Below are 16,934 nucleotides of genomic sequence, written 5' to 3' on the forward strand. Positions count from 1 at the left end.
GCATATGTTATGTAGTAGGGTTACACAAGTCAACGAGAGCGCGGTTCAATGACAGATACCACACAGAAAAGAAAAACCCAGGCGCAACGCCGGGCTGAATCCAGTCAGGCAGTGTTGCGCAGTGCGGCGCGCCTGTTTGGCGAACGAGGCTATGCAGATACTTCGCTGGATGACATAGCGGCCGACTGTGGCCTGACCATTCGCCCCATCTATCACTACTTCGGCAATAAAAAAGCGCTGTTCGGCGCGGTGAATGAATTGATGGAGCAGCGCATCATCGCTGCACTTGGCGCCGGCGAGGAGAGCGAGCCGGGTGAACGGTTGCTGGTGAACTGGCGCGCTTATCTGGATTTGTGTGACGATCCAGCATTTCGGCGAATTGTGCTGATAGACAGCCCCAACATACTGGGCAGGGAACGCTGGGTCAGCAGCCCGGTATCTTCAAAGGCGCGAAAAATTCTGGATGAGGCCGGCGGGAGCAATCTGCGTTCGAGTCTCATCAATCGAGTGCTAACGGGCGCACTCACGGAGGCAGCGCTTGCGGTGGCCGAGGCGGACGATATCGATGCTGCAAAGATTGAGGCCGAAGCACTGATATCAAAGCTGTATTCAGCGCTGGTCTCGGTATGATTTTGACGGCGTGGCTAGAGCGCCGTGATGAGGCCCAGTAAAATGGCGTAGCGCAATGTCTTGCCGATTGCGGTGAGGACAAAGAACAACCAGAACGGCACCCGCATCATGCCGGCAATAAACGTGAGCGCATCACCCCCCACCGGCATCCAGGCCAGTAGCAGCGACCAGACCCCCCATTTATTGAACCATTTCTGCCCAGCGCTAAGCGAACTCTCCTTGAAAGGGAACCAGCGTCGGTCTTGAAAGTGCAGCAGATAGCGTCCCATGAGCCAGTTCACGGCAGCCCCGAGCGTATTCCCCAGCGAAGCCCAGAACAGCAGGGTGAGTGGGTCATAGCCCGCTGACACCAGCCCGGCGAAGAGAATCTCTGAATAGGCCGGCACCAGCGTCGCGGCGAGAAAGGCGGCGAGAAACAGGCTCAGATAGGCTTCCATTAGCTGCTCTGGCCTGCGCGCGCGGTGTATACCAGGTGGCGGAACAGACCCTGCTGACGAATGCTCTGGGGCATGTATTCCGGGTGCCACTGCACCCCTATGACAAAGTTTGCATAGCTGAGTTCTATGGCTTGTATGACCCCGCTCGCCTCGCGCGCAGAAACGATGACATCGCCCCCGAGTTCCTTGATGGACTGCTCGTGCAAGGCATTGACGCGGCAGCGCCGGGTTGAGAGTACAGTGGCGAGGGTACTGTTCTCGGCGAGCATGACTGTTTTGGCTGGCAATACACTGCGCGGGTTGCCGGTGCCTTCGCTGTAGAAATGTTCGATGCTCTGGTGCAGGGATCCACCCAGAGTGACATTAAGAAGCTGGGCGCCACGACAAATCCCCAGCAGGGGTTTGCCTGCATAGAGGGCGTGGCTGATAAGCTGCTTCTCCAGCGCGTCACGATCCGGGTCGTAGTCGCCGGCGCTGTGCCGTGCGAACAGAATGCGCAGGGGGAACAGTGCGAGGCTGACCAGCCAGTCTTTCCAGCTAAATGCCATCTGGGATTTGGCCGGTGGCTCTTCGCCATAGTGCAGCGGGTCGACGTCGGTGCCGCCGCCAATGATCAGCCCATCCAGCGCACTCTCCTGATACGAGTAGCCCGGCCTGATTCGTCTGGGTGTGCCGCCCGCCCGGAGCACGGCCAGTGCTGTCATCGCCCAGGCGGCATAGCCGCCGCGGTCCGGGCCAGTTATCCCGATGACAGGGCGATCGCTCAAGGTAGAAGCAGTTTTTGGCCGAGGAGGGAGGTGAGAATGGCGATCCAGCGGCTGTTGGGTAGCAGGCTGAAATGTTCGCTGTGTTCTTGCCAGGTATCGATCAGCTCGCTGCGAAGGCTGTCGTCGGCTGCCAGTGTCTCGACCATTACCCAGCGATTCCAGGCGGAGGAGACACTCCAGTCGGGTTCGTTGACCTTGCAGTCCGGCAGGCGGTAATGAAATGCTGGCCGGGCGGATACCAGTTCGCGTTCTTCCGGGCTGAGGTTCTCCAGGACTGTCTTTTCGTCGAGCATGCTCAGTATGGGAAGCATATCCAGGGCGCGATTGCGGGTGGGGTTGTGCTGCATATAGTCCGCCACCAGGCGGTGTGAACTGGGCTGATAGCTGTTATCCAGCGCGAGCTGCACATATTCCGGGGGGAACGGGTCGATATAGCGTGTGAGGTAACGGCGCGTGCGATCCGTCTCCGCCAGTTCCATGATCCAGGCATGCAGCAACAGGAATGACTGGATATAGGCGAGCGTAGTGGGGGCATCAAGCCTGGGGATAGACGCGTTGATGTGCAGGCCGAAGGCGTAAATGATCGACTGCTGAGTGCCCTCGGCGCCCATTTTGTTGAGGGTGTCGACGAGAATATCCAGCTGCTGGATTTCAGTGAGAGGAATGGGTGCCGTGACAACTTCGCAGGGCACCAGGCCGCGACTGGCATTGTCGATATTTGTTTCGAGCTCGTGGCCCAGTGACCCGGGCTCAAATTCAAGGCCCAGGTTCCCGAGCCACTTTCGGTAGCGGCCGGCTTTCAGTATGTTGGCATCGCGCTCAACCTTAAGCCGACCGAGGCTGCTGTCGTGAATGATGGCTTCAAACGGACTGAGGGTTTCCAGGCGGCCGCCCAGCGCTTCGCATAGTGCGCTGCTGGTCTCCGCGATGGGCAGGTTGCCAAATTCAAATTCGAACCCGGCCCGGCGCGGTTCGTCGCTGGAGTCCAGCAATACAGGTGGCATCTGGTACAGCGCTGCCATGGTAACTCTCCGCTAAAAGGGTTTGTCGCCATCGATGGTGATACGTTCCATGCGTCGATGAGCCGGAAAATAGTCGTTGATCGGGCGGTGTTGGGTGCAGCGATTGTCCCACAAGGCGAGGCAATCAGGCCCCCACTGAAAGCGACAGGTGAATTCATCCGTTTTCACATGCTCAAACAGAAAACTCAGCACGGCGTCGCTTTCCTCGCGCCGCAGGCCCTCAATATGCGTGGTGAATAACGAGTTGACGAAAATGGCCTTCTTGCCGGTTTCCGGATGGCTGCGGATCACCGGATGGCGTACCGGTGAGTGTGCTGCGATGGCATCAGCGAGGCGCTCACTGCCGCCGGGCTCGGCCAAACTCTCCTTGAAGCCAAAAGCGAAGTCGTGAACGGCGGAGAGACCCTCGAGAAACTTTTGCATACGCGGTGACAGGGCGTCATACGCCGCCGTCATGCTCGACCATAGCGTGTCCCCACCCTTGGGCGGCAGTATCACCGACTTGAGCATGGTGGCCATGGGAGGATGCTCGCTGTAGGTCATATCGGTGTGCCAGGCCTCGATCTTGGTGGGCGCTTCCGGCTTGCTTTCAAGAATGGTGATTTCGGGAAAGCCTACAACCGTTTCGTAGGCCGGGTGCGCCTGGACAGGGCCAAACGACAGGGCAAGTGCCCTCATATTCTCTGGCGTGATGCCGCTCTCGCGGAAAAATATTACCTGGTACTCATTGAGTAGTTTGCGCACCCGCAGAAAGTCTTCTTCGGTTAGCGTAACGGACAGGTCGATGCCGCGAATCTCGGCGCCCAGGGCGCCAGCCATCGGTTTAATGTCAAGCATGGACGTTTCTTCTCTGATGTTCTTTGATGATTTTACACCGCTCGCCGGGTGTAGCGAAAGCATCAGTTAGACATCGGTAACGACACAGTAACGCGCAAGCCGCTGCCAGTATTTTCTGCGCGGATAGTGCCGCCGTGCAGCTCGATCGCCCTGCGAGCAATGGACAGGCCAAGGCCGTGGCCACCGTCCTCGCGGCTGCGCGCTGTGTCAACCCGATAGAATTCATCGAAGATGCGATTCAGTTCGGTTTCTGGCAGGCCTGGGCCGCGGTCTTCGATTTCAATGCGATACTGGTGGTCTATGCGCAGGATACCGGCGGTGACCACTGATCCCGGTGCCGTGTGTCGCAGACCGTTGCGCAGGATATTTTCAAAGCAGCGGTGTAGCAGATCGCCCGTGCTGGCCACCACAGCCTGTTCCAGCCCGGTGTCCAGTCTCGCTGTGGTGCCCTCTGCCTTGCCTTCAAAACTGGCGTCCTGGCACAAATTCTTCAGCAGCCCCACAAGATCAATATGTGAATCCAACTCGCGTTGTTCCTGGTGGGCGCTGAGTAGCTGTTGAATGAGCTCTTCGAGTCGTTCTGTTTCGCGTTCCATGCGCTCGAGATAACGGGCGCCTTGATCAGGCGCGTCCTGGGCCAGGGCTAGCGCTACTCGCAGTCGGGCCAGCGGGGAGCGGAGTTCATGTGAGATATCGCTCAGCAGCTGGCGCTGGGCTTCCATGCGTGCCTGCAGCTGCCCGGCCATGCTGTTGAAGTCCCTGGCCAGCTGATCGGTTTCGTCGCCGCCTTTGTCGCGCACATCCAGGCGCGCTTCGAGGTCGCCGCCGGCTATTCGATTTGCTGCCTGCTGCAGCTGGGCAAGACGGCGGGTCATGAACCTGGACAGGCCGTAGCAGACCAGCCCGCTGACCAGCAGGGCGAGGAGTATTCTGAGCCAGAGGTGTTCGATGAGCGCATTGATGAAACCGCGGCGGTCCGCCTGGAATTCCAGTACCACACGCAGATTGCCCTGCTGGCTGTCGCGCACCCGGTGTGCGAAATAGCGTTTATCGCCCTGGCGTAAATAAGCGCGGCCCCGGCGATGGCTCAGGCGATCAGCCACTTCTGCGACCGCCGGTGGCACGGCCTTGCCAAGAATTTCGCCTTCGCCGCGTTTGAGCAGGTAGACCTGGAGATTGTGTTCGCTCTCGAGAGTGGCAACGAATTCGGCGACTTCCTCCGGTGACTGATGTTGTATCTGGTACAGGAGATTGAGTACGAAGCGGGGAGGAGGGCGTCGATCGCCGTCGCTATCGGGATGTTCCTGCCGGGGTTGATCGTCAAAATACTGATTGACCAACATTGAGCTGCCCACAATGGCAATTGTCGCCAGCCAGAAGCCGAGGAATATTTTCAGGAATATACCGCTACGCATATCAGTTGCCTGTAGGACTTACAAACTGATAGCCGGCGCCGCGCACGCTGAGAATGAGTTTGTCGCCACCAGCCTCCGCGAGTTTTTTGCGAATTTTACTCACATGTACATCGACGCTGCGGTCGTAGGCGGAGAGCGGCCGGCCCAGCCCCTCTTCACTGAGCGTGTCTTTGGAGACCACGTCGCCGGCATGCGCAATCAGCACGGCCAGTAGATTGAATTCGGCGCTGGTGAGCTGGAGCGGCGTGCCTGCGTATTCGGCGCTGCGGTTGCCGCGGTCTAGTATGGTGTCGCCCACGCTTGTCTGGGCGCTGGTTTGCGTGCCGAGGCTGTCCGCACGGCGCAGAATGGCTCGGAGCCGTGCTGCAAGTTCGCGGGGATTGCAGGGCTTGGGCAGGTAGTCATCTGCACCCAATTCCAAGCCGATAATACGGTCCGTGTCCTCGCCCCGCGCGGTGAGCATCAGGATGGGAGTTGCGCTGCGCTCCCGCAGTTTGCGTAAAACGTCCAGGCCTTGCATTCCCGGCAGCATGATATCCAGTATCAGGGCGCTGTAGCTGTGTTTTTGCAGATGTTCAACTGCCTCGGCGCCATCGTGCACTGCAGCTACTGCAAAGCCTTGCGTGCCGAGGTATTCTGCTAGCAGTGCGCACAGCTCCTGATCGTCATCAATAATGAGAATAGGGGTTTCCATGACGGTAAGTGTGGGGAAATGCTTACACTTTGTCACCCGTGTTTAACAATTCTTAACTCGTTGACGGCAGAGCTTTACGAGGGCTTTGAGTAGAGTTATATCCATGGCGCAACGGTGTGCCGGACCAGAAAACCAGGAGACTGAAATGAAAAACACATTATTGAAAGCAATTCCCGCAGTAGCACTCAGTGGCATGCTCATGGCGACTACCGGTTGGGCGATGGGCCACGGTAAAGGGCACGATTCTGAAAAAATGATCGAGCGTATGGCGGACAAACTGGAGTTGACCGATTCGCAGCGCACCCAGGTTGAGGCAGTGTTTGCCGAAGACAGGGCGCAGATGGAGGCAGACCGAGTGCGTATAGAAGAAATACGCGAAGCTTTGAGTGAGCAGCGTAGCAACTTCAACGCCGGCACAGCCCAGGCGCTGTCAGATGAACTTGGCGAAATCACGGCGCGCACAACCTACGAGATGACCAGCAATCGCGCGGCTGTCTATCAGCTGCTAACTGATGAGCAGCGCGCCAAAATGACAGAGATGCAGGCAAAAATGTCTGAGCGCAAGGCCAAAGGTAAGGGGCGCCGAGGAGAGTAGCTCTATTGAGTTCCCTGTATTGGGCAGCCTTCGGGCTGCCCTTTTTTTTCGTGTCTGGATACAACGCCGGGCGTCTGATGGCGGGCCGGAGCAAACAGCTTGCGCGGGTTACGTGGCAGTGACCGGGGCAGAAGTTTCAGGCTCACTATTTCTTACCCAGCTGAGATAGCCCCGGATATTGAGAATCATGAAGACGACATTGCCTACTGCCATTCCAATACTTTCCATCCAGGTAAGACCCAGAAAGATGAAAATCAGATTAGAAAACGCAAACAACAAGAATCCCGACCGTTGTTTGTTTCCCAGCATATAGACCGAAAGCAAGCTGAGAATCATGCCGATCCAATCCACAAAGTAGTACTGATACAGCGAATCCATAAACTCTGGAAATATCCTTATATAGTTTTATTACTTAACAGCTAGCGCTACAGGCGGGTGGATAAATGACGGGAGCCATCATAACAGTCTCTGCCAAAGCACTCGCCAAAAAAAACCCGGCCAGAGCCGGGTTTTTTGCAGTAGCACTAACGCCCTAGAACGCAGCGGTGAACGTAGCACCGAAGTAGGTGTCGCGACGGCTCATGCCGACGAAACTACGCTTGAAGGAATCCGCGCCATCTGCGTAACGCAGTGCCAGTGGTGTGGAGTCCTCTCCGGTGAGGTTCTTGCCCCACAGGCGGACAGCGTACTGGCCGTTGGTGAAGCCAATGCGCGCGCCCACCAGGTTGGTGTCGCCGGTTTCTATCAGGTTGTGCACCTGGGCCCATTTGCTGCTTTCGTAACTGTAGTCGGCGCCTACGCTCCACTCCCAGTCACCTTCGCCGAAGGGGCGACGGTACTCAAAGTCGACATAGGCCTGATGCTCAGCGGTACGCGGAATTTCCTTGCCGTCGATGGAACCGTAAGCGGAAGTACAGTCGTCCTGGTCAGGGAATTCGTTGCCGGTGGAGCAATCAACGAGGCCATTGTCAGCAACGTCGTTGAGGACACCCTGGTTCTGGTCGAAACCGTCGGTAAACTCTGAGTCAGTCCAGGCATAGTTGAAGCGCATGCCCAGGCCTTCGATCGCCTCTGGGAACCAGCTCATCTCAGCTTCGAAGCCAAAGATTTCGGCGTCACCCGCATTGGTCACAGCTGAGGTGGTGTTGGTCAGGTCAGCGGTGCGAACGTTCTGGGTCAGCTGGTAGCCTTCCAGGTCATTGAAGAACAGAGCGAAGTTGGCGGTCAGGCGGCCATCGTCGAAGACGTTCTTGGAACCAATTTCGAAGGACTTAACTTCTTCTTCGTCATAGGACGGTACGCCAGCCTCGATGGCCTCGGTACCATTGAATCCGCCCGGCTTGGTGCCCTCGGCATAGAGTGCATACAGCATGCTGTTGTCAGAAAATTTCCAGTCGAGCGTAATGCGAGGGCTGAAGCTGTCGAAAGTTTCAGATGCGCTGGTAGTGTTCTGCACGGGGCCGCCGAGATCCTGAGCGATCGTGTCCTGGGAGATTTCTTCTTCCTGATAACGACCTTCAAGGGTCAGCGTCATGGTTTCGGTGAAGTCCCAACCCCACATGCCGAACGCTGCCATGTTCTCAATGTCTTCGGATTCCTGGTCGCGAGAAACGACGATGGTGGGGCCGAAGAAGGGAACGATCGATCCACAGATCGGGTTAGCGGCACAGACGCCCTGCATTCGGCCAAACTCGATGCCGTAATTTCTGCCGGCGATGGCAGCGGCATCGTCAGGAAGGTCGCGTATGCTGCGAGAGTCTGTTGTGCCGTCGTAGTAGTAAGCGCCGATCAGTGCACGCGTGTTATCGCCCTCGAATGAGAAGCGCAATTCCTGCGACCAGTCTTCACTCTCGCTTTCGCTGGCGAAGGTGAAGTCTACGATGGATCCAACGTAGGCGTAGTCAAATGGCGGTACCGGGAAGCCAGCGTAGGGGAAGCCGTTGGGTGTGAAGTTGGCCACCTGGAAGGAGGTCGGGCTGTAGTCTGCCTCGCTGATTTGTGTGTAGTCTCTTTCGTTGTAGCCTGTGATCGAGGTCAGGGTCCAATTGTCACCGATGTTCCAGTCAATGTTCAGGCTCACCTGTAGCGTTTCGACGCTGTCCTGTGCATCGGGCGCTTGTACGGTCCAGTCGGAGTCAACGTCGCGGGGCTTCAGAGTGCCGCAGTAGTAGCGGCCCAGGCCCTGGTAGAGCGAACCGTTGTCTTCATAGCAGTTATTCTCGGAAGCGGGCTGTGAGAACAGCGCCGGCTGGCCGTCTTCAAGTTCTGCCCAGGCGGCACGTGTGCGGATGCGAAGGTCATCGCTGGGGTTCCACTCGAGTAGTGCCGCGATGTTCTGGGACTCCTGTTCGCCAATGTCGTCGCCATCAAACTGATTCTCGAACACACCGTCACGCTCGTAGTAGCGGCCGGAGATGCTGCCGCCGAGGGTATCGGTGATGGGGCCACGGATCGCGCCCGATACGTCGTACTGACCGTCTTCAGCAAGCTCTATTTTGATGTCCGAGGAAAATTCGTCGCCCGGGGACTTGGTGATCATATTGATCGCACCTGAATAGGTGTTCCGGCCGTATAGCGCGCTCTGGGGGCCTTTAATCACTTCCACCCGTTCAACATCATTCAGGTCGTAACCCGCCAGCGAGCCATTGATGTAGACGCCGTCGATAAAGTAGGAAACACCGGACTCACCGAGGATGGTGCCCTGGCCGCGAATGACAGGGCGATCAGAGACGCGACTGAATTCGTTGTCGAACACCAGGCCCGCGGTGATTTTTGAGATGTCTGACAGGTCTTTGATCGCCAGTTCATCGATAGTGTTGGAGCTGATAGCAGACAGGGCGATGGGCACGTCCTGAGCGCTTTCCGAGATCTTGCGCGCGGTGACGACCACTTCTTCCAGCTCAAAGCTGCTCTGTGCGAGGGCGGGGGCGCCCTGTAGAGTTGCCGCAGCAGCGGTTGAGATGATCGCCGCGCGAACTGCCTGGCGGCAGAGATTGGGTTTGCTGATCATTGTGATATCCCTGTATGTCGGTGCGAAGTTAAAGCTTTTTGTGTTTTATATGTTATATAAATATAACATTAGGTTTTACTCGATTAGACCACAGGGAAAACCGGCGTGCAAGAGGCTAAGTCGTTGTCAGCATTGACATTTATCAATGGATGCCAGAGGTAAGTAGAGTGATTGAAGGTTTCTCAGAGAGCGTTGTGATTGTTCGCGATGCCCGGAGCGCGGCGGACAACTGGTTACAGTTGAGCGGCTGGGCAGAAAGGCATCAAGGCGCAGTGCCAGGGTCTTTGCTGCGGGCCTGGGGTTTAGCAGATACGTGCGCAGGCCGTGAAGTCGTATTGCAGCAGCAAGATGCTGTTGCGGGCAGGCTGCGCCTGATTGAACTGGCAGGCTGCGAGCAAGAGGACATACGCCCCAATCCTCAAACATGGGATTGCGGTGCCCTGCTGGACCTCAATGTGCGGGTGGCGGATATGGGCCAACGTCAGCGCGAGTTCCGCGCGGCCAACTGGCGCGGCCCCAGCGACCCGGTTGCCTGGCGATTCGGCGAAGTGAAAGTGAGTGAGTGGCTGGCTATGGGCGAGGATGGCCTGGCCGTTGCGCTAATAGAGCGTCTGTCGCCGCCGCTACCGGATGATCAGTTGCCCGATAGTGTCGGGCCGGTATTCAATTCCAGCCAGGTGGTTGCCGATATGGCAGTATCGCTGGCGTTTTATGAGCAGGTGCTGGGCTTCGACAAGTTTCTCCATATTCGTCAACCACTGCTGGATGCGCCCGGGGAAAACCCGCTGGGCATTCCCCACAATCTGGTGAGCGAGCTGGATGTAGAGATAGCCATCCTTTCGCCCGGCGGCAGTATGGATGGCTCTGTAGAATTGATTAAGATGCACGGTCTGGAGGGGCGGCAGTTCGCCGCGCGCTCAAGGCCGCCAAATCTGGGACTGCTGGGGCTGCGTTTTCCGGTGCAGGATGCCGCCGCACTGGCTCAGCGGCTGGCGGGCGAGGGTGTAGAGATTCCCTTCGCCCCGACAACATTGGCCTTTGCGCCGTACGGCAGTGTGCTGATGTTTGCGGCACGTGCGCCTGAGGGCGCCTGGCTGGAGTTCTACCAGTTGCTGTAACTCAATTGAGTTTGTCTACCAGCAGTTGATTGAGTTCGATGACGAAGCCGTCCGGGTCGCGAATGACGCTGACCATCACCGGAATAACACCTTTGCCGTCATACGATGGATATTCGACCCGGGTGGGTTCGGAAATGACTTCTACCCCGGGCGTTGCTACAACGCTGTCCCAGCGCTGGTCCAGATCTTTTACATTGAACACCAACACGATCGTTCCGGGCTCGAAGGCGGTTTCGCTGCTGGCGAGGGGCTGTTCCTTGCGCGGTTTGCGATACTCGAGCAGGCCGAGCACGCCGATGAAATCGTCATTGGCCTGCAGGAATGTCAGCCGTCGCGAAATGTCGGAGGTCTCATCGGTCTTGGCGTCGCGCGGATTGCGGATCATCTTGTCGTAGCTGATGGTCATGCCCAGCGCTTCGTTGTAGAGGGCCAGTGAACGGTCGATGTCGCGCACCACCAGTGTGGTGCGGCGCAGGTCAAGAGACAAGCGCTCATCTTCAGGCACAGGGGCAGCGTGGGCGATGTTGTTGCCGATAGCGAGTAACAGGCCCAGGGTGAAGGCGCGCGTCAGTGTGTTCATTGGTTTACCTTTTTCGGTTTGGCGTTGGATTCGGTGTTCGTTTGGTTGAGCCAGCGGCTTTCTTGATCGAGCAGTTGTTTCATGTCTGCTCTGGTCTGCGGCAATTCTTCGGCGGGGACGTCCAGATGGTTGAGCGGGCTTTCCTGTTGGTACTGCTGAAATACTGGCGCCACGACCTCTACGGGGTAGCGCGGAATGCGACGACCCTGGCGGAATGTGGCGATGGGAACCACCCCTTCGATAATAGCCTCATTGTTGTGACGCGCTTCTGCCAGCACATTGCCATCTGGAGCGACGATAAGTGAGCCGCCGCCCATATGCTCGTAGCCACTACCTTCAGGGAAGGTGATGTTTGACATAGCTGAGTAGACGTTGTGGAAACGCGCAGTGGCTTTCACATCTTCCTCCGAAAACAGCGTGGCGGTGCGGAACATAATTTCGACGCCACGCATTGCGAAAGCGGCAAACACGAAGGGGTCCAGTTGAACGGTGCTCACGGCAAAATTTCCGTACTCGCTCCGGACCACGGGAAACTCTGCCTCGATACCGTACATTTGCCGGTAGCGGTCGCGAACGTTCTCAATGGTCGTGGTAGGTATCTCGCCATCGTTACCCAGGCGTTTTACGTTGCGGGTCTTCCAGAATTTTTCGGCAATCTCACCATCGCGGCCGATTACGGTGTTGATTGACAGGATGTGACCTGGCCATGCACGGTCGCGAGCGTAGCTGCCAAAAATAATGTAGGTGTCACATTTTTTTGCGACCTCGCCTAGCGCTGCGGTTTCGGGGCCGGGCACTTCGATCGTGAACTTGAGCTTTTCGTTGCGCGTGCCGAACGAGTAACCGGTGAGGGGGAACTCGTTGTACAGCAGGAAATCTGGCTTGCGTCCCTCACTGCAGGCCTGCTCAGCCAGCCTGATCATGCGCTGTAAATTGATATCCAGACCCGCGGCGATAGTTTCGGCATCCTGCAGGTTGGTGACACCGTTCTGGATAACCTTGACCACAACCTCGTCTTTTTCCAGCTTGGCGCGCGGGTAGCTGCCGTCTTCGTGGACTAGTACCGGGTCCGCGGAAGCGGTGAAGCAGACGCTGATAGCGCATGGAAAAATAACGTTCCTGAGCAATTTCATCGAGTAGGGCCGCCTGTTCCTATCAATTGTCGACCTTGAGGTCCATGCGGTACTTGAACCGCTCCGGGTGATAAAACACTTTCAGGTAGTCCACCAGGTGTTCCTTGTCGCCGTCTCTTTCGTAGGAGAGACGGACCAGGTTGAGCAGCGGTGCGCCGGGCTGGGTGTCGAGTTGGGCAGCCAGATCAGGCGTGGCCGCCAGCGCAGAAATGGTCTGGCTCACGTGGGTGATGGCGAGTCCATGCTTGCGGAAAATTTCCAGCCTGGGGGCGTTTTCGAAGTCGCGTTTGGTGACAGCTTTTGCCAGGCCCGCGGTCCAGCTGGAGTAGTAGCCGAAAGGCAGGCCGTCCCTGGAGCGGACCCGCACAACATGCAGGGCGGTATCCGCTTCGCCGATATTGAGCGCTTCGCGCACACTCGCTGGCGGCTTCAGGGATTTACATTCCAGTACATGTACATCCGAGTGGCGAGCCATGCTCTCGATTTCCTGGAGCATACCGACAAGGGGTGCCTGCACAGGCTGGGGGCTGTATTCATAGGTGACATGCGTTCCGCGGCCGCGACGTCGCTCTACCAGAGATTCTGCGGCGAGCTCGTCCATGGCGCGCTTAGCGGTGATGCGAGATACACCGAAGGTCTCTGCCAGTTGTTGTTCCGTGGGCATCTGGGCGCCATTGTCGATAGTTCCATTGAGAATCGCGTCTTTCAGTAGCGTATACAGACGGAAGTACAGCGGGGTCGGCGCTTCCTGATTCAGTGCCTGTAACTGACCTTCACTGAAAATGTCTCCGATGTTTTTCATGCACTTACCTTCATTGTGATTGTTGTTGCGCGAGCCATGCTGCGCGAATGTCGCCAGCAGAGGCACACCAGACCCCATCCAGTGAGGTGAGGTATTCCAGGGCCGCTTCGAGTTTGGCGATACGGTGAGGTTGCCCCAGCATCCACGGATGGATGTTCAGCGCGAGGATTCTACCGCCCGCGCTCTGTGCCTCCAGCAGCAGGAAATCGCCAGCGTCGCATACTTGTTCCAGCCACGATTGCTCTGAGTGCAGATTGTTCATGATCACGAAGCGGTCTTCCAATTCGTTCGACAGGGGCATCGCGATGAGTTGGCCCGCGCCCGTGTTAAACGCGTAGGGCATATCATCGTTAACCCAATCGCAGAAGTACTCGATACCATTGGCAGCGAGGATGTCAGGTGTGTTTTCGCTCTCGTTGCGCGCCGGGCTAATCCAGCCCTGAATTGGCTGGCCCGCAAGTTCGCGCAGGCGGTCAAGAGAGCGGGCCACCAGCGTTTCCTCTTCCTCGCGTGACTGACCCCCATAGTGGAGGCTGTCCATGTTCCAGCCGTGGCACATGATCTCGTCGCCACGTTCAACAATTCGCTGCAGCAAATAGGGCGCGCGCTCGGCGAGCTCGGTGTTGAATGCAAAGGTGGGCTTGACGCCGTACCGGTCAAAAGCCTGCAGGAAGCGGTAGATACCTACCCTGTTGCCGTAGTCGCGCAGGGAAAAATGGCGCAGGTCGGGGTAGGGCATGGTCATGCCGCCCGGCACAGCAAAAGGTTTGCCCTGCTGATTCAGCGGGTAGAACTGCATGCCGACGTTTATCCACAGGGCCAATTTGCTATCACCAGGCCAGGTGACCGGTTTGCGTTTCGAGAGCATGCTCCAGTCGTAGCGCTCGTGATCCATGCCGTAGCTGCGGTGCGGGTATTCCAGGTGCGAGCCATCAAGGGCCATCAGTTGTCACCTCCCGACGGTTGGCGATGTCGTCGACACTGCTCTCGTAGTGGTTGTCTATGTAGTGGCGGGCAATATCGCGCCCGGTTGTTACCCATACGTCGCTGTGGCCGGTAATGTATTCCAGCGCTTCCTCAAAGGCTTTTAGCCTATGCGGGCAGCTCACCTGATAATTGTGGGTGGGGATACACATCACCGTGCCGGACTCTGCCCCCTCCTGGTAGAGGCGATCGAAATTGTCTTTGAGCATCTGTCCGTAGCGGCGGGGCTCGATCTTGTTAACAACATAGGCAATGGTGTCGTTCATCTCCAGTGAATAGGGAATGGACACAAACTGCTTGTTTGAGCGCAAGCTGATCGGCGTGGGCTGGTCGTCGTGAAACAGGTCGCAGGTGTAAAACCCCGCGTCGTTACCGGCCAACTCAGTGCCCGCCTCGGCGAATAGGTCGAGGGTTTTTTCTGAGTGCGAGAGGGCGGGAGCGAGGTATCCGGCGCAATGTTGCCCGGTGTGTTTGTTGATGCTCTCCATGGAGTCGCGAATCATGTCGCGCTCCTGTTCTTCGGACATGCCGTAGGTGTAGCGGGTGTTGTATATACCGTGGCTGAAGAACTCCCAGTTGCGCTCGGCGCACATCTCGATGATTTCCGGATGGTGGTCGCATAGCGCGGTAGAAAGCGATACAGACCCCCGCACGCCGTACTTTTCCAATACGTCCATCTGGCGTACGTGGCCAACGCGATTGCCATAATCGCGAATGGAATAACCGGGCAGGGCGGGGTGCGGTTGGGGCCATGCCTTGCGTTGCGGATTGGCTGGAGGGTCGAGTTCGTAGTACTCAATGTTGGGCGCAACCCAGAAGGCCAGCTTTGCGCCGCCCGGCCATGTGATCTTTGGCCGGCCCTCGTAGGGCCAGTAATCGTAGAAACCTGGGTCCGCTTTCATCTTATTGCTGCCCACTTGCCTGTGCGCCGGACAACCATGTTTTAACCTCGTCCACGGACAGCACATCCGCATATTTGAGCGCGAGGTCGGTCAGGTTGGCGAAGTGGAAGCTCTCGTGCTTGTCTGCCACACACTGTTCGGGGACGATAGTTCGGTAGCCCCGAGACAGGCTGTCCACTGCGGTAGCGCGGATGCAGCCCGAGGTTGAACCGCCCGTGAGGATGACCGTGTCTACCTGGTGCCAGACCAGCAGGGACTGCAATTGGGTCTCAAAGAAAGCGGAGGGCATTTTCTTCAGATAGATGACGTCCTTTACCCGGTCGATCTCGAGCCGGTCGTCGAATTCAGAGCGCTCGGAGTCAAACTTGATATTTTGCAGGGAGTCAGGGGTGTCGGTGCGAGTGCCCCAGATGCCGGCGTCCTCCGCTGATGCCATGTAGGCGACGTGAGTCCATACCACGGGCCAGCCCAGGCGGCGGAATTCGCGGGAGAGTTCGTTGACGTAGTCCAGCTGCTTGGGGTCGGTCTCATAGGCCGTGGCAAACAGGTCGGTGCGGGTGTAGGCCTTCTGGGGGTCGATATTGACCAGCACCGCTTTCTGGCCGAAACCGAAACGCTTGCGCGCAGGATTGTTGATGACTTCCTGGTAGATTTCCCGGGCGGTCTTGTTCGAATGTTCCATGTGCTCTCCAGATCCGTTAACCCAGAAAAGATATAACATTATGTCATTATATCCAATAGCGATACACGAAATGATCCCCATCGAAGCGCGGATTGCGTTAGTTCATTAGAACTCCCAAGCGTTATTCGCAGATGTCTTAAGCGTAAAACGGTTTAAGCCGCGAGCTATGCTTTTTTCTCTGGCAGCTATACTTTTTGGATACATTCACCAGATAAATGGATATTAGTGCGTGAGTGCCTACCAAATCGGGCCGATACTGTTCGATGTTGAAGCCTGTGAAATCACGTCCGAAGGCGGGACCCAGCACCTGCAGCCACAGGTACGTTCAGTGCTGTTGTGCCTGGCACGTCACAGCGGCGAAGTGGTTTCCAAGGAGCGCCTTGTCGATGAGGCTTGGGCCGGTCGTCACACCAGCGACGAGGCAATCACCCGCTGCATATCCCTTCTCCGTAGACACTTTGAGGCCTGTGGTGAAAGGCACCTTATCGAAACCATACCGAAATCTGGTTATCGTCTTATTGAGTCGGCTGAAGCGGCGAACGACGCGGCACCGCTGGCGACGGGGCCAGGCTTGACGCTTGATATGCCGGGGTTCACCGCCAAGACCGCGGTAAACGTCGTTGTTACTGCGACAGTGGCTTTTCTCTTGCTCTCGGGTCTGGTCATTGCATCGGACTTCTTTTCGCTCACAAGATGATGAGAATCTGATACAGCGAAATCCCTTAAACGTCTTCTTTTGCTCAGGTAGTTTTCGCACAGGGGCGGTAGGCTTGATATGTCGCGCACTCTCTGCCGCGACATTCAACGACTGGGGGTAGCTTGTTCAGTGCGCCCCGGAAGGAGGCCAAAGATGACAATGTCCGTGAAAACCTTGTTAGCCCCGATGATCGTTGCCGGTGCCCTCGTGCCTGCTCTGGCTCTCGCTGGCGACAATGCTAAAACTGTTAAGTACGAAGGTGATTTGTCTGCACGTGCAGTATGTTTATCGATCGTCTATGACGACGTCGATGGGCTGGAGGATGCGTTTCGCCACGGGCGTTCCTACCCGCTGGAACGCGAACATTTGGCCTATGAGTGCAACAGTATGGCTCTGGATGAATTCGCGTTTACCCAGAATGCGGTAGAAGTCAGTGATTACCTCGCCCCGAAGTTTGGCAATCGGGGTCGTGTCACTATCGAACAAGTTGGCAGCATCGAAGACTAGATTGATGAGAGCAGCGGTACGGTGATACCGAGGTGATCCGTGCCGCGTCACCTGGGCCTTTTTTCTACACTTGTATTGCATCCAGAAATCTTGGCTGTACAGTCGCTGGTGATCATTAGCGC

General features: G+C 57.1%; 19 protein-coding genes. 5 read left to right on the forward strand and 14 right to left on the reverse strand.

The genetic code is table 11. The features are described from left to right. The first annotated feature begins 48 nt into the window (after positions 1-48). Positions 49-630 (forward strand): TetR/AcrR family transcriptional regulator, encoded by a 582-nt coding sequence (locus EY643_RS08630; RefSeq protein WP_152661825.1) that lies wholly within the window; start codon positions 49-51, stop codon positions 628-630. Positions 631-644: 14 nt separating this feature from the next. On the opposite strand, the gene EY643_RS08635 is transcribed toward EY643_RS08630, so the two are convergent. From EY643_RS08635 to EY643_RS08660, 6 genes are all read right to left on the reverse strand, one after another. Further along, positions 645-1,067, reverse strand: a complete 423-nt coding sequence (locus tag EY643_RS08635; protein ID WP_152661826.1) for a YqaA family protein — start codon at positions 1,065-1,067, stop codon at positions 645-647. Then, positions 1,067-1,834, reverse strand: a complete 768-nt coding sequence (locus tag EY643_RS08640; protein WP_205743184.1) for a gamma-glutamyl-gamma-aminobutyrate hydrolase family protein — start codon at positions 1,832-1,834, stop codon at positions 1,067-1,069. Before EY643_RS08640 ends, EY643_RS08635 begins: the two co-directional genes overlap by 1 nt. Further along, the gene (locus tag EY643_RS08645; RefSeq protein WP_152661827.1) at positions 1,831-2,856 is read right to left on the reverse strand and encodes an amidoligase family protein; all 1,026 of its coding nucleotides are present in this window, start codon (positions 2,854-2,856) and stop codon (positions 1,831-1,833) included. The genes EY643_RS08640 and EY643_RS08645 overlap by 4 nt, the downstream gene beginning before the upstream one ends. 12 nt (positions 2,857-2,868) lie before the next feature. Continuing rightward, positions 2,869-3,693, reverse strand: a complete 825-nt coding sequence (locus EY643_RS08650; protein WP_152661828.1) for a TauD/TfdA dioxygenase family protein — start codon at positions 3,691-3,693, stop codon at positions 2,869-2,871. 62 nt (positions 3,694-3,755) lie between these two features. After that, positions 3,756-5,108: an ATP-binding protein gene (locus tag EY643_RS08655; RefSeq protein ID WP_152661829.1), complete on the reverse strand. Its 1,353-nt coding sequence runs from the start codon at positions 5,106-5,108 to the stop codon at positions 3,756-3,758. Position 5,109: 1 nt separating this feature from the next. Then, positions 5,110-5,802, reverse strand: a complete 693-nt coding sequence (locus EY643_RS08660; protein ID WP_152661830.1) for a response regulator transcription factor — start codon at positions 5,800-5,802, stop codon at positions 5,110-5,112. 145 nt (positions 5,803-5,947) lie between these two features. Between EY643_RS08660 and EY643_RS08665 the strand changes: the two genes are divergently transcribed. Then, positions 5,948-6,397 (forward strand): Spy/CpxP family protein refolding chaperone, encoded by a 450-nt coding sequence (locus EY643_RS08665; RefSeq protein ID WP_170287334.1) that lies wholly within the window; start codon positions 5,948-5,950, stop codon positions 6,395-6,397. A 108-nt stretch (positions 6,398-6,505) separates the two neighbouring features. Here the strand turns inward: EY643_RS08665 and EY643_RS08670 are convergent, their stop codons facing one another. Both EY643_RS08670 and EY643_RS08675 read right to left on the reverse strand, forming a co-directional pair. Continuing rightward, entirely contained in the window at positions 6,506-6,775 is a 270-nt protein-coding gene (locus tag EY643_RS08670) for a nicotinamide mononucleotide transporter (protein WP_152661832.1), read from the reverse strand. Between the two features lie 154 nt (positions 6,776-6,929). Next, a complete protein-coding gene (locus EY643_RS08675; RefSeq protein WP_152661833.1) occupies positions 6,930-9,407 on the reverse strand; it encodes a TonB-dependent receptor in 2,478 nt (825 codons plus the stop codon). A gap of 167 nt (positions 9,408-9,574) precedes the next feature. Here EY643_RS08675 and EY643_RS08680 point away from each other — a divergent pair, with 167 nt between their 5' ends. Further along, complete coding sequence (locus tag EY643_RS08680) at positions 9,575-10,525, forward strand: VOC family protein (protein ID WP_170287335.1); 951 nt, start codon at positions 9,575-9,577, stop codon at positions 10,523-10,525. 1 nt (position 10,526) lies between these two features. Here EY643_RS08680 and EY643_RS08685 read toward each other — a convergent pair whose 3' ends face one another. From EY643_RS08685 to EY643_RS08710, 6 genes are read right to left on the reverse strand one after another with little or no spacing between them, the layout of a single operon-like run. Then, positions 10,527-11,105, reverse strand: a complete 579-nt coding sequence (locus EY643_RS08685) for a VOC family protein (RefSeq protein ID WP_152661835.1) — start codon at positions 11,103-11,105, stop codon at positions 10,527-10,529. Next, positions 11,102-12,238: a nitrilase-related carbon-nitrogen hydrolase gene (locus EY643_RS08690; RefSeq protein WP_152661836.1), complete on the reverse strand. Its 1,137-nt coding sequence runs from the start codon at positions 12,236-12,238 to the stop codon at positions 11,102-11,104. Before EY643_RS08690 ends, EY643_RS08685 begins: the two co-directional genes overlap by 4 nt. 22 nt (positions 12,239-12,260) lie before the next feature. Next, positions 12,261-13,040: a GntR family transcriptional regulator gene (locus tag EY643_RS08695; protein ID WP_152661837.1), complete on the reverse strand. Its 780-nt coding sequence runs from the start codon at positions 13,038-13,040 to the stop codon at positions 12,261-12,263. Positions 13,041-13,050: 10 nt separating this feature from the next. Beyond that, positions 13,051-13,983, reverse strand: coding sequence for a polysaccharide deacetylase family protein (locus EY643_RS08700; protein ID WP_152661838.1), 933 nt, complete (start codon positions 13,981-13,983; stop codon positions 13,051-13,053). Next, the gene (locus EY643_RS08705; RefSeq protein ID WP_152661839.1) at positions 13,973-14,926 is read right to left on the reverse strand and encodes a polysaccharide deacetylase family protein; all 954 of its coding nucleotides are present in this window, start codon (positions 14,924-14,926) and stop codon (positions 13,973-13,975) included. Before EY643_RS08705 ends, EY643_RS08700 begins: the two co-directional genes overlap by 11 nt. A 1-nt stretch (position 14,927) precedes the next feature. Next, positions 14,928-15,608, reverse strand: a complete 681-nt coding sequence (locus EY643_RS08710; RefSeq protein WP_152661840.1) for an isochorismatase family protein — start codon at positions 15,606-15,608, stop codon at positions 14,928-14,930. A gap of 229 nt (positions 15,609-15,837) precedes the next feature. On the opposite strand from EY643_RS08710, the gene EY643_RS08715 reads away from it, so the two are divergent. After that, on the forward strand, positions 15,838-16,305 hold the full coding sequence (locus tag EY643_RS08715; RefSeq protein ID WP_152661841.1) for a winged helix-turn-helix domain-containing protein: 468 nt from the start codon (positions 15,838-15,840) through the stop codon (positions 16,303-16,305). A gap of 153 nt (positions 16,306-16,458) precedes the next feature. Beyond that, positions 16,459-16,812: a hypothetical protein gene (locus EY643_RS08720; protein WP_152661842.1), complete on the forward strand. Its 354-nt coding sequence runs from the start codon at positions 16,459-16,461 to the stop codon at positions 16,810-16,812. Positions 16,813-16,934: the final 122 nt, after the last annotated feature.

Source organism: Halioglobus maricola (assembly GCF_009388985.1).
Taxonomy (GTDB): Bacteria; Pseudomonadota; Gammaproteobacteria; order Pseudomonadales; family Halieaceae; genus Halioglobus; species Halioglobus maricola.

Excerpts from the sequence above, each read along its gene's own strand:
- EY643_RS08655 (WP_152661829.1), bottom strand. The coding sequence starts at position 5,108 with ATGCGTAGCGGTATATTCCTGAAAATATTCCTCGGCTTCTGGCTGGCG.
- EY643_RS08710 (WP_152661840.1), bottom strand. The coding sequence starts at position 15,608 with ATGGAACATTCGAACAAGACCGCCCGGGAAATCTACCAGGAAGTCATC.
- EY643_RS08645 (WP_152661827.1), bottom strand. The coding sequence starts at position 2,856 with ATGGCAGCGCTGTACCAGATGCCACCTGTATTGCTGGACTCCAGCGAC.
- EY643_RS08630 (WP_152661825.1), top strand. The coding sequence starts at position 49 with ATGACAGATACCACACAGAAAAGAAAAACCCAGGCGCAACGCCGGGCT.
- EY643_RS08690 (WP_152661836.1), bottom strand. The coding sequence starts at position 12,238 with ATGAAATTGCTCAGGAACGTTATTTTTCCATGCGCTATCAGCGTCTGC.
- EY643_RS08705 (WP_152661839.1), bottom strand. The coding sequence starts at position 14,926 with ATGAAAGCGGACCCAGGTTTCTACGATTACTGGCCCTACGAGGGCCGG.
- EY643_RS08650 (WP_152661828.1), bottom strand. The coding sequence starts at position 3,693 with ATGCTTGACATTAAACCGATGGCTGGCGCCCTGGGCGCCGAGATTCGC.
- EY643_RS08700 (WP_152661838.1), bottom strand. The coding sequence starts at position 13,983 with ATGGCCCTTGATGGCTCGCACCTGGAATACCCGCACCGCAGCTACGGC.
- EY643_RS08660 (WP_152661830.1), bottom strand. The coding sequence starts at position 5,802 with ATGGAAACCCCTATTCTCATTATTGATGACGATCAGGAGCTGTGCGCA.
- EY643_RS08720 (WP_152661842.1), top strand. The coding sequence starts at position 16,459 with ATGACAATGTCCGTGAAAACCTTGTTAGCCCCGATGATCGTTGCCGGT.
- EY643_RS08665 (WP_170287334.1), top strand. The coding sequence starts at position 5,948 with ATGAAAAACACATTATTGAAAGCAATTCCCGCAGTAGCACTCAGTGGC.
- EY643_RS08635 (WP_152661826.1), bottom strand. The coding sequence starts at position 1,067 with ATGGAAGCCTATCTGAGCCTGTTTCTCGCCGCCTTTCTCGCCGCGACG.
- EY643_RS08695 (WP_152661837.1), bottom strand. The coding sequence starts at position 13,040 with ATGAAAAACATCGGAGACATTTTCAGTGAAGGTCAGTTACAGGCACTG.
- EY643_RS08685 (WP_152661835.1), bottom strand. The coding sequence starts at position 11,105 with ATGAACACACTGACGCGCGCCTTCACCCTGGGCCTGTTACTCGCTATC.
- EY643_RS08675 (WP_152661833.1), bottom strand. The coding sequence starts at position 9,407 with ATGATCAGCAAACCCAATCTCTGCCGCCAGGCAGTTCGCGCGGCGATC.
- EY643_RS08670 (WP_152661832.1), bottom strand. The coding sequence starts at position 6,775 with ATGGATTCGCTGTATCAGTACTACTTTGTGGATTGGATCGGCATGATT.